Raw genomic sequence first — 314 nt, forward strand, 5'->3', positions numbered from 1 at the left:
GCATGTGATTCAGACTTAACAGTAACAAGCAGTGATAGCTCAGTAGCAGGAACCTGTCCAACAGTATTTGTAGTAACTCGTACTTATACGATTACCGATGACTGTGGAAACAGCACAGATATTCAACAAACGATCAATATCAAAGATGAAACAGCACCATCAGTAACAGGAAGCTTAAACGCTATCGATCAAGAAGGATGTGAGGCGAGTGATGCACCAGCGGCAGTAACTACTGTAGCAGGACTGATTGCTTTAGGAGGAGTAACCGCTATTACCGATGTATGTGATTCAGACTTAACAGTAACAAGCAGTGA

The 314-nt window shown here is 42.4% G+C and carries 1 protein-coding gene; it reads left to right on the forward strand.

All coding sequences use genetic code 11. The features are described 5' to 3' along the window. On the forward strand, window positions 1-314 hold a 314-nt coding region (locus Q0873_RS18210), incomplete at both ends, for a hypothetical protein (RefSeq protein WP_299110226.1).

It is taken from the genome of uncultured Tenacibaculum sp. (genome assembly GCF_947498805.1).
Lineage (GTDB): Bacteria > Bacteroidota > Bacteroidia > Flavobacteriales > Flavobacteriaceae > Polaribacter.